The 10714-nt window shown below is 71.7% G+C and carries 13 protein-coding genes; 11 read left to right on the forward strand and 2 right to left on the reverse strand.

Features of this window, described 5'->3' with window-relative positions:
* On the reverse strand, positions 1–181 hold a 181-nt coding region (locus VKG64_01040; GenBank protein HKB23609.1), incomplete at its 3' end, for a protease HtpX.
* Positions 182–297: 116 nt separating this feature from the next.
* Between VKG64_01040 and VKG64_01045 the strand changes: the two genes are divergently transcribed.
* The 10 genes from VKG64_01045 (at position 298) to VKG64_01090 (ending at position 7995) form a co-directional block, all read left to right on the forward strand.
* Positions 298–804 carry a DUF177 domain-containing protein gene (locus VKG64_01045; protein HKB23610.1) on the forward strand — a complete coding sequence of 169 codons (507 nt, stop codon included), beginning with the start codon at positions 298–300 and terminating at the stop codon, positions 802–804.
* Between the two features lie 14 nt (positions 805–818).
* On the forward strand, positions 819–1001 hold the full coding sequence (gene rpmF / locus VKG64_01050; protein HKB23611.1) for a 50S ribosomal protein L32: 183 nt from the start codon (positions 819–821) through the stop codon (positions 999–1001).
* 21 nt (positions 1002–1022) lie between these two features.
* A complete protein-coding gene (plsX, locus tag VKG64_01055; protein HKB23612.1) occupies positions 1023–2045 on the forward strand; it encodes a phosphate acyltransferase PlsX in 1023 nt (340 codons plus the stop codon).
* Positions 2042–3022: a beta-ketoacyl-ACP synthase III gene (locus VKG64_01060; GenBank protein HKB23613.1), complete on the forward strand. Its 981-nt coding sequence runs from the start codon at positions 2042–2044 to the stop codon at positions 3020–3022. Before plsX ends, VKG64_01060 begins: the two co-directional genes overlap by 4 nt.
* A gap of 13 nt (positions 3023–3035) precedes the next feature.
* Positions 3036–3974: an ACP S-malonyltransferase gene (fabD, locus tag VKG64_01065; protein ID HKB23614.1), complete on the forward strand. Its 939-nt coding sequence runs from the start codon at positions 3036–3038 to the stop codon at positions 3972–3974.
* On the forward strand, positions 3971–4720 hold the full coding sequence (gene fabG, locus VKG64_01070) for a 3-oxoacyl-[acyl-carrier-protein] reductase (GenBank protein ID HKB23615.1): 750 nt from the start codon (positions 3971–3973) through the stop codon (positions 4718–4720). The genes fabD and fabG overlap by 4 nt, the downstream gene beginning before the upstream one ends.
* 30 nt (positions 4721–4750) lie before the next feature.
* Positions 4751–4987, forward strand: coding sequence for an acyl carrier protein (acpP, locus tag VKG64_01075; GenBank protein ID HKB23616.1), 237 nt, complete (start codon positions 4751–4753; stop codon positions 4985–4987).
* 104 nt (positions 4988–5091) lie between these two features.
* Positions 5092–6360 carry a beta-ketoacyl-ACP synthase II gene (fabF, locus tag VKG64_01080; GenBank protein HKB23617.1) on the forward strand — a complete coding sequence of 423 codons (1269 nt, stop codon included), beginning with the start codon at positions 5092–5094 and terminating at the stop codon, positions 6358–6360.
* Positions 6361–6804: a ribonuclease III domain-containing protein gene (locus tag VKG64_01085; protein HKB23618.1), complete on the forward strand. Its 444-nt coding sequence runs from the start codon at positions 6361–6363 to the stop codon at positions 6802–6804. It abuts the gene before it with no gap.
* A gap of 9 nt (positions 6805–6813) precedes the next feature.
* Positions 6814–7995, forward strand: a complete 1182-nt coding sequence (locus VKG64_01090) for a site-2 protease family protein (GenBank protein ID HKB23619.1) — start codon at positions 6814–6816, stop codon at positions 7993–7995.
* 1 nt (position 7996) lies between these two features.
* Here VKG64_01090 and VKG64_01095 read toward each other — a convergent pair whose 3' ends face one another.
* Positions 7997–9301 carry an MFS transporter gene (locus VKG64_01095; GenBank protein HKB23620.1) on the reverse strand — a complete coding sequence of 435 codons (1305 nt, stop codon included), beginning with the start codon at positions 9299–9301 and terminating at the stop codon, positions 7997–7999.
* Between the two features lie 61 nt (positions 9302–9362).
* Between VKG64_01095 and VKG64_01100 the strand changes: the two genes are divergently transcribed.
* The coding region (locus VKG64_01100) for a glutamine synthetase family protein (protein ID HKB23621.1) at positions 9363–10714 on the forward strand (1352 nt) is incomplete at its 3' end.

A 10714-nucleotide genomic window follows, 5' to 3' on the forward strand; every position in this document is an offset into this window, starting at 1 on the left:
GCTGGGCGCCGTACATGGACAGCACGATCTTGTCGGAGAACCAGTAGCTGAAGAAGTTCATCAGGAGCGCCAGCACGAAGGCGACCAGCATGCCCTGGCGGCCCCCGAACGCGCCCCCGAGAAGGACCAGCATCGCGGTGAGGACCGCGAGGAGCAACCCGGTTTTGAAGATGTTCGACATGCCCAGAGCCTAGCAGAGGGGTGGGGGGCGGTCAAATGCCTTGACTTGCGGAATGGCCGTCGATATACTGACCGCGTTTAGTGAAAAAATCTTTTGTTGACAGCGAGTTAGCGTCGATGCTCATCCGGGTCTCCGACATCCAGGAAGACGGCCTGACGGTCGACGACATGACCGCCGTGGGCCCGTTCTCCGATCCCGCCTGGCGGCTCGACGGCGTCGCGCTGCGTCTCGAGCGCGACGACTTCGACGTCCTCGTCTCGGGCGAAATCCGGGCGACCGTGCCCCAGGTCTGCGGGCGCTGCCTCGAGCCGTTCGGGGCGCCCGTGCGCGCGGCCGTCGACGTGCGCGTGATCCCGCGGCGCGCGACGTCGGACAGCGTGGAGCTCGCCTCCGACGACCTCGACGTGGACTTCTACCAGAACGACGAGCTGGATCTGTCCGCGCTGGTCGAGGCGGAGACGACGCTCGCGCTGCCGATGAAGCCCCTGTGCCGCGACGACTGCCGCGGGCTCTGCCCCGTGTGCGGCGGCAACCGGAACGTGGCCGCCTGCGCGTGCAGTGAGCGGGCGCCCGACCCGCGCCTGGCCGTCCTCAAGGACCTGGGCGCGCGACTCTCACACTAGAAGGGAACCCGCCCATGCCGCTGCCGAAGCGACGCCACTCGAAGACGCGCGGGCGCAAGCGCCGGACGCACTACAAGCTCGCGGCGCCGACGCGCTCGCTGTGCCCGCAGTGCCGCGAGGTGAAGCCGCCGCACCGGGTCTGCCCGCACTGCGGCTACTACAAGGGCCGGGAGATCGTCGCCGTCGAAGGGACCTAAGCGGCTCCGGCGCCAAGCGCGATGAAGATCGCCGTCGACGCCATGGGAGGCGACCGCGGCCCCGCCGTCGTCGTGGAGGGCGCGGTCGCCGCCGTGCGGGAGTTCGCCGCCTCCGTCGTCCTGGTCGGCGACCGGGCCGCCATCGAGCGCGAGGTCGTGCGCCTCGGCGCGCAGAGCCTCGGCATCGAGATCGCGCACGCGTCGCAGGTGGTCGGGATGGGCGAGAGCCCGTCGCACGCGCTCCGCCGCAAGCGCGACTCCTCGCTGAAGGTCGCCGCCGAGCTCGTGAAGGACGGCAAGGCGGCGGGGTTCATCTCGGCGGGCAACACGGGCGCGGCCATGGCGATCTCGATGTTCGTGATCGGCGTGCTGCCGGGTGTGGACCGTCCCGCGATCGCCGCGGTCCTCCCGAACCTCCGCAAGTTCACGATCCTCGTCGACGCCGGCGCCAACGTCGACCCGAAGCCGTGGCACCTGCTCCAGTTCGCGGTCATGGGCCACGTCTACGCGCGCGACATCCTCGGCCTCGACAGCCCGCGCGTGGGGATCCTCTCGGTCGGCGAGGAGGAGGGGAAGGGCAACGAGCTCACGAAGGAGGCTTACGACCTCCTGAAGGACTCGTCGCTCAACTTCCTGGGCAACGTCGAGGGCCGCGACATCTACAACGGCCGCTGCGACGTGGTCGTCACCGACGGCTTCACGGGCAACGTGGCGCTCAAGATCTCCGAGAGCCTCGCCGAGATGCTGGGCAACATGATCAAGGAGGAGCTCTTCCGCGACGTGCGCTCGAAGCTCGCCGCAGCCCTGGCGATGCCCGCCTTCGAGCGGTTCCGTCGCCGGATCGACTACACGGAGGTGGGCGGCGCGCCGCTGCTCGGCATTGACGGCGCCGCCATCATCTGTCACGGTGCTTCGCCGGTGAAGGCGATCAAGAACGCCGTGCGCGTGGCGCGCGAGTGGGCCAGCGCCGGGCTGAACGAGCACATCAAGGCCGCGATCGAGGCCGAGGTGGCGCGCGGGGGCGGGGAGGGGGGCCGCGAATGACACGGGCGAGAATCATCGGGGTCGGCGCGTACGCGCCCAAGCGGATTCTCACGAACGCCGACCTCGCGAAAATGATCGACACGAGCGACGAGTGGATCCGGCAGCGCAGCGGCATCCGCGAGCGCCGCATCGCCGACGAGACCGAGGCGACGTCCGACCTCGCGATCAAGGCCGCCCAGCAGGCGCTCGAGCGCGCCAACCTCGTGCCCGAGGACATCGAGTTCATCGCGGTCGGCACGACGACGCCGGACATGTACTTCCCGGCCGTCGGCAACATCGTCCAGCACCGGCTCGGCTGCGGCCGGGCGGGCTCGGTCGACCTGCTCGCGGCCTGCGCCGGCTCCATCTACAGCCTGTCCTTCGGCTCCCAGCTGATCCAGACGGGCAAGTACCGCCGCGTCCTCTGCATCGGCGCCGAGACGCTCTCGCGGATCACCGACTGGACGGACCGCGGCACCTGCGTGCTCCTCGCCGACGCCGCCGGCGCCGCGGTGCTCGAGGGCCACGACGGCGACAGCGGGGTCCTCGACTTCGACCTCTACTCCGACGGCCAGTACTGGGACCTCCTCTACATGCCGGGCGGCGGCTCGCGCCACCCCGCGACGCGGGAGACGGTGGACGCGCGGATGCACTACGCGAAGATGAAGGGGAGCGAGGTCTTCAAGGTCGCCGTCCGCATGTTCGTGGACTGCACGGAGCGCATCCTCGAGCGCAACGGCTTCACGACCGACGACGTGAGCCTCTTCATCCCCCACCAGGCCAATCTCCGGATCATCGAGGCCGCGGCCAAGCGCGTGGGGCTCCCGATGGAGCGCGTGTTCATCAACGTGGACCGCTACGGCAACACGGGCGCCGCGTCCGTCTACGTCGCGCTCGAGGAGGCGCTGGCCGCCGGGCGCGTGAAGCGGGGCGACCTGATCCTGCTCGCGGCCTTCGGCGGCGGCTTCGCCTGGGGCGCAACCCTCGTTCGCTGGTGACGCCCGCGGCGTCATGAGCATCGCGTTCCTGTTCCCCGGTCAGGGGTCACAGGCGGTCGGCATGGGCCGCGCGTTCTACGATTCGTCGCCGGGGGCGAAGGCCGTCTTCGAGGAGGCGAACGACGCGCTCGGCTTCGACCTGAGGAGGCTCGCGTTCGAGGGCCCCGAGGCCGAGCTCGCGCTCACCGCCAACACCCAGCCCGCCGTGCTCGCGGCGTCGGTCGCGGCGGCCGTGGCGTGCGCCGAGCGCGGGCTCCGGCCGGCGATCGCGGCGGGCCACAGCCTCGGCGAATACTCGGCGCTGGTCGCCGCCGGCGGGCTCAGGTTCGCCGACGCCGTGCGCGTCGTGCGCAAGCGCGGTCAGTTCATGCAGGAGGTGGTGCCGGTCGGGACCGGCGCGATGGCCGCCATCATGGGGCTCGAGCTCGGCGACGTCGAGCGTCTCTGCGCCGAGGCCGCGAGGGGCGAGGTCGTCGAGGTCGCGAACGTGAACTCCGCGCAGCAGATCGTCGTCGCCGGCCACCGCGCGGCGGTCGAGCGCGCGGTGGCCCTCGCCGGGGAGCGCGGCGGCAGGAAGAGCGTCGTGCTTCCCGTGAGCGCGCCCTTCCACTGCGCGCTCATGAGCCCCGCCGCGGCGCGTCTCTCGGGCGAGCTCGAGTCGATCGCCGTGGCCGACCCGAAGATCCCCGTCGTCCGGAACGCGGACGCGGGTGTGACGCGGACGGCCGCGGAGGTGCGGCCGTTCCTCGTGCGCCAGGTCGCGAGCCCGGTGCGGTGGACCGAGTGCGTCGGGCGGCTGGCGGCGGAGGGGGCGACGGCCTTCGTCGAGGTGGGACCCGGGCGCGTCCTCACCGCGCTGCTCAAGCGTGTCCTGGACGGGTCGCGGGGGCTCTCGGTCGAGGATCCCGCGGGCCTGGACAAGGCCCTCGCGGCCCTCGAGGCCGCGCGGTGACGCCCCCGCTCGACGGCAAGGTCGCCATCGTCACCGGTGGGAGCCGCGGCATCGGCCTGGCGATCGCCGCGTTGCTGGCCGAGGACGGCGCGGCCGTGGTAGTCTCGGGCCGCGACGCCGACCGGCTGCAGCGCGCGGTGAAGGATCTGGAGGCGCAGGGGCGCGCGGCGCTCGCGGTCGTCGCAGACGCGGCGAGCCGCGCGGAGTGCGACCGGCTGGTCGACGCGGCCCGCGAGCGGTTCGGGCGCGTCGACATCCTCGTGAACAACGCCGGCATCACGCGCGACGGGCTCCTCGTACGCATGAAGGACGAGGACTGGGACCGCGTCCTGGACGTGAACCTCCGCGGCGCGTTCCACATGACGCGCGCGGTGACCAAGGCGATGGTCCGGCAGAAGAGCGGCGGGCGGGTCATCAACATCACCTCGGCGGCGGGCGCGATGGGCAACGCGGGACAGGCGAACTACTCCGCGGCGAAGGCGGGGCTCATCGGCTTCACCAAGGCGGCGGCGCGCGAGCTCGCCCACTGGGCGATCCTCGTCAACGCCGTCGCGCCGGGCCTGATCGAGACCGACATGGCGGCGGCGCTGCCGGCGGAGGCGCGCGAGGCGCTGCTGGCGCAGGTGCCGCTCAAGCGCATCGGCACCGCGCGCGAGGTGGCCGAAATGGTACGATTCCTCGCCGGGGACGGGGCGGCCTACGTCACGGGCCAGGTCTTCCACGTCAACGGCGGGCTGTACATGTAGCGCATCCCAACGAGCGGAGGTGACGAGTTCATGGCGAAGTCGGTGGAGGAGAAGGTGAAGGAGATCATCGTCGAGCAGCTCGGGGTGGAAGAGGACGAGGTCACTCCGAACGCGAAGTTCATCGAGGACCTGGGCGCGGACTCGCTGGACACGGTGGAGCTCGTCATGGCTCTCGAGGAGCACTTCGACATCCAGATCCCCGACGAGGACGCCGAGAAGATCGTGACCGTCGGCGACGCGGTCCAGTACATCAAGGACAATTCGTGATAGCGCGCCTGTCGCAGGCCACCCACGGACTCACTCAGGCTCGCCTCGGGCGTCGAACGCCCTGCGGCCTCGCACCGCCACGCCGGCCTCGCGGCACCCGATAGATGGACACGCGGCGGGTCGTCGTCACCGGGCTCGGGGCGCTCACGCCGGTCGGCAACACGGCCGAGGAGTTCTGGTCGGCCCTCAAGCAGGCGCGGTCGGGCGTGGGCCCGATCACGAAGTTCGACGCGTCCGTCAAGAACGCCCAGGGCGAGTACGCGTACCCGACGCGGATCGCGGGCGAGGTGAAGAACTTCGACCCGCTGCAGTACGTGGACAAGAAGGAGGCGCGGCGGCTCGACCCGTTCCTGCAATACGCGATGGCCTGCGGCGTGATGGCGGTCGAGGACGCCGGCCTGGACACGACGAAGGTGGACGGCACGCGCTTCGGCGTGCTGATCGGCTCGGGGATCGGCGGCATCCAGACCCTGCTCGCGACCCACGATACGCTGAACGAGAAGGGGCCGGACCGGGTCTCGCCCTTCTTCATCCCGATGATGATCGTCAACATGGCGTCGGGCCTCGTCTCCATGCGCTTCGGCGCGAAGGGGCCGAACTCGGCGGTGATCACCGCCTGCGCGACGGGCAACCACGCGATCGGCGACGCCTTCCGGATCATCCAGCGCAGCGAGGCCGACGTGATGATCGCGGGCGGCGCCGAGGCGATCATCATCCCGCTGACCATCGCGGGCTTCTGCGCGATGAAGGCGATGTCCACCCGCAACGACGAGCCGACGAAGGCCTCGCGGCCGTTCGACGCGGGCCGCGACGGGTTCGTCTGCGGCGAGGGCGGCGGCATCCTGGTGCTCGAGTCGCTCGAGCACGCCCGCCGCCGCGACGCGCGCATCTACGCCGAGGTCGTCGGCTACGGCATGACGGGCGACGCGCACCACATGACGGCGCCCGATCCGGAGGGCGACGGCGCGGCGCGCGCGATGGCGGCGGCGCTCGCCGACGCCGGGCTCCGCGGTCCCGAGGTCGGCTACATCAACGCGCACGGCACGTCCACGCCGTACAACGACAAGTTCGAGACGCTCGCGATCAAGCGCGTCTTCGGCGACCACGCCCGGCGCCTCGCGGTGTCGTCCACGAAGTCCATGACCGGCCACCTCCTGGGCGCGGCGGGCGGCGTCGAGGCGATCGCGACGGTGCTGGCGCTCCACCACGGGGTGCTGCCGCCGACGATCAACTACGACACCCCCGACCCCGACTGCGACCTCGACTACGTCCCCAACCAGGCGCGCAAGCAGGACGTCGAGTTCGGCCTCTCGAACGCCTTCGGGTTCGGCGGCACGAACGCGACGCTGGCCTTCCGCAAGTACCTGCCGTAGGTGGACCCCGCCCGCGTCGCCGAGCTCGAACGGCGGCTCGGTCACCGCTTCCGCGACCCGGACCTCCTCGAGCGCGCCTGCACGCACGCCTCGTACGCGAACGAGCACCCGCCCGCGGCGAGCCAGGAGGGCCTGGCGCTCCTGGGCGACGCGGCCCTCGCCCTCGTCGTCGCCGAGCACCTGCTCGCCGAGGATCCCGCGGCGCCCGTCGGCGTCCTGACGCCGCGGCGCGCGGCGCTGGTCTCGGGCGAGCGCCTCGCGCGCTGGGCGGCGGAGCTCGCCCTCGGCGCGCTCGTCCGGCTCGGGCGCGGCGAGGCGCAGACGGGCGGCCGCGAGCGCGAGTCGATCCTCGCGACGGCGCTCGAGGCGATCCTCGGCGTCGTCTATCTCGAGGACGGGATCGCCGGGGTGCGCACGGTCGTCGCGCGCCTCGCGCTGTGGTAGGCTCTACGCATGCGGTTCTGGCTTCGCCGCGGCCGTGCTCCCGCCGCCGCGCCGCCCTCGAGCGTCCCGCCGGTGACCGAAGACCTCCTGCGCGAGAACGTCGACGATCTGCTCGTGGTGCGCGACCGCGTGACGCGCGGGGGCGTCGTCAGCTTCCGCGGCGAGCTGCTCGTGCCGCCGGCGCGCGCGCGCGACGTGCTGAGCGAGCGCTTCCGCGCCTTCGGCTACACGCCGTTCCTGCGCAGCGACGGCCACGGCGTCGTCGTCCAGGCGTGGCCGCTCGCCGACACGACGGTGCCGCAGCGGCTGGGCGTGACGACGCTGCTCTTCGTGCTGACGTGCGCCTCGACGCTCATCGCCGGCCTCGGGTACAGCGGCTCGCCCACCTTCGACGCGCTCCGGGCCTCGCCCTCCGCTCTGCGGTTCCTCGCCGGGCTGCCGTTCGCCGCGACGCTCATGGCGATCCTGCTCGTCCACGAGCTCGGCCACTACTTCACCGCGCGCCACTACAAGGCGGCCGTCAGCCTGCCCTACTTCATCCCGCTGCCGATCAGCTTCCTCGGGACCCTCGGCGCGATCATCCGGATGCGCTCGCCGGGGCGCGACAAGAACGCGCTGTTCGACATCGCGGCCGCCGGGCCGCTCGCCGGGCTCGCGGTCGCGGTGCCGGCGATGGTCCTCGGCCTCGCGTGGTCCGCGGTCGTGCCCCTGCCGCCGGCCGGGCACGTCGCGTTCGGCGACTCGCTCCTGACGCGCCTGCTCGTCCAGCTCCGCTTCGGCGCGATCCCCGACGGGTTCATGGTCTTCACGCACCCGATGGCCGACGCCGCGTGGGCGGGCTTCCTCGTGACGGCGCTGAACCTGTTCCCGGCGGGCCAGCTCGACGGCGGCCGTATCTCCTACGCGCTCTTCGGCCGCCGCCACCGCGCGATCGGACGGGCGACGGTCGCCGGGCTCGTCCTGGTCGGCCTCGCGTCGGCGCTCTGGAGCCTCCGCGCGGGGGACGGCGACCTCGCGTCATCGCTCAACTGGTTCGTCTGGGCCGGGCTGATCGCCTTCGTCGTCGGTTTCCACCACAGCCCGCCGCTCGACGACATCACCCCGCTCACGCCGGGCCGGCGCGCGCTCGGGATCGTCTGCCTGCTGCTCATCGTCGTCCTGATGCCGCCGTTCATCATCCGCGTCCAGTAGCTCAGGACCCCCGCCCGGCCTCGCGCGCGGCCTTCGCGACGTCCACGAACGCGAGGAGCGCCAGGCCGAGGACGAAGAAGAGCGCGAGCGACAGGATCGCGATCCGGTAGCTCCCGGTGAACTGCAGCGCCAGGCCGAACAGGAGCGGCCCCACCCAGCTCGTCCCCCGCTCGCTGATCTCGTAGAGGCCGAAGTACTCCGCCTCCTGCCCGCGCGGGATCATGAGGGAGTAGAGCGAGCGGCTGAGCGCCTGGCTGCCGCCCAGGACCAGCGCGATCACGGCCGCGAGGGCGACGAACTCGCCGCCCGTCCGGAGCCAGCCGTACGCGTAGGTCACGGTGCCCGTCCAGATCACGAGGCTCATCGCGATCGCGCGCTTCGCGCCGACCGCGGCGGCCACCCGGTTGAAGAGGAGCGCGCCTCCGAACGCGACGAACTGGACCATGAGGATGACCGCGGTCAGCGTCGAGATCGGCAGCCCCAGCTCCTCCTGGCCGAACTGCGACGCGAGCGCGATCACCGTCTGGATGCCGTCGTTGTAGAGGAGGTACGCGGCGAGGAACAGCACGGTCTGCGGGTACCGGCGCGCGCGGCCGAGCGTGCGCCGGAGCTGCCGGAGCCCGACGGTCAGGTAGTGCTCGTCCGGCCCGAGCCGGCGCTCGGGCCCGCGGTTGCGGAGCGCGGCGAGCGGGATCAGCGTGAAGAGCGCCCACCACACGCCCGCGGAGGCGAGGTTGATCCGCACGACGAGGCCGGTCGAGAGGCCGAGCGCCTCGGCCCGCGCGAAGAGGGCGAGGTTCAGGGCGAGGAGGAGCCCGCCCCCGAGGTAACCGAGAGCCCAGCCGTACGACGACACGGCGTCGCGGCGGTGGGGCGGCGCGAGGTCGGGGAGGAACGCGTTGTAGAAGACGATCGACGCGCCGAAGGCGATGTTGGCCACGAGGAAGAGGGCGCCGCCCAGGAGATAGCTCGTGCCGTGGACGACATAGAGGGCGGCCGTCGCGCCGGCGCCGACATAAGCGAAGAGCGCGAGCATCTCCTTCCGCCGGTGCGAGTAGTCGGCGATGGCGCCGAGGACCGGCAGGAGCACGACCTGCCCGAGGACGGAGAGCGACACCACGTACGGGAAGAAGGCGCCCGCGCGGACGGGAACGCCGAGCGGGTGGACGAAGCCATCGGCGTCGGCGGCCGCGCGCGTCACGGTCGTCAGCCACGGGCCGAGGAACACCGTCACCACCGTCGTGGGGAAGGCGGAGTTCGCCCAGTCGTAGAAGTACCAACCGATCCGTTCGCGGCGATCGCTCACGCGGTGCCCGCCGTCCGCGGGAGGATGACACAGGCGGCCCGGCTGCGCTACTATCCGCGTCATGCCGGGCCGGCTCGACCCGAGGCAGCTCGAGCAGCTGATCAAGCGGGGCGAGATCGACACCGTCCTCGCGGTCTTCCCCGACACCTTCGGCCGCCTCATGGGCAAGCGCGTCGTCGGGAGCTACTTCCTCGACCACGTCGCGACGGAAGGCGCGCACGCCTGCATCTACCTCTTCACGGTGGACATGGAGATGGAGCCGCTGCCGGGCTTCAAGCTCACCTCGTGGGAGCGCGGCTACGGCGACATGAAGGTGGTGCCCGACCTCGCGACGCTCCGGCTCGTGCCGTGGCTCCCGAAGACGGCGCTCGTCTTCTGCGACGTGTACACGGAGGAGGGCGAGCCGATCGAGGAGGCGCCGCGCTGGGTGCTCAAGCGCCAGGTCGAGCGCGCGGCGCGGCTGGGCTTCGTCGTCAAGACCGCGGCGGAGCTCGAGCTCTACGTCTTCAAGGAATCGTTCGACGAGGCGCGGGCGAAGCGCTACAAGAACTTGACGCCCGCGGCGTCCTATCTCGAGGACTATCACATCCTCCAGACGACGAAGGAGGAGCCGCTGATCCGTGCGATCCGGAACGGCATGGAGGGCGCCGGCGTCCCCGTCGAGACGTCGAAGGGCGAGTGGGGGCGCGGCCAGGAGGAGATCAACCTCCGCTACGCGGAGGCGCTGGAGATGGCGGACCGCGCCGCCCTCTACAAGCACGGCGCGAAGGAGATCGCGCACCTCCACGGCTGCTCCGTGACGTTCATGGCGAAGTACGACATGGGCGCCGCGGGCTCGTCGTTCCACCTCCACTCCTCGCTCTGGGACAAGGGCGGCCGCAAGGCGCTCTTCGCGACGACGGGCCACGGCGCGGCGCAGCGGACGTCGAGCGTGCTCTTCGGCCCGTGGCTCGCCGGCCAGCTCGCGATGGCGCGCGAGCTCGCCTGGTTCTACGCGCCGAGCGTCAACGCCTACAAGCGCTACCAGGCGGGCTCGTTCGCGCCCACCCGCATCGTCGCCGGCTGGGACAACCGCACCTGCGGGTTCCGCCTCTGCGGCGAGGGCGCGGGCTTCCGCGTCGAGAACCGCATCCCCGGGGCGGACGCGAACCCCTACCTCGCCTTCGCCGCGACGATCGCGGCGGGGCTCCACGGCATCGCGGCCAAGCTCAAGGCGCCGAAGCTCTACGAGGGCAACGCCTACGAGGACGCGACGCTCCCGCAGGTGCCCAAGACGCTCCGTGAGGCGATCGCCGAGCTCGAGCGCTCGCGGGCGGCGCGCGCGGCGTTCGGCGAGCGCGTCGTCGAGCACTACCTCCACACCGCGCGGCTCGAGCAGCAGGCGTTCGACCAGACCGTGACCGACTGGGAGCT

This window comes from Candidatus Methylomirabilota bacterium (assembly GCA_035260325.1).
In the GTDB taxonomy this organism is placed as follows: domain Bacteria; phylum Methylomirabilota; class Methylomirabilia; order Rokubacteriales; family CSP1-6; genus AR19.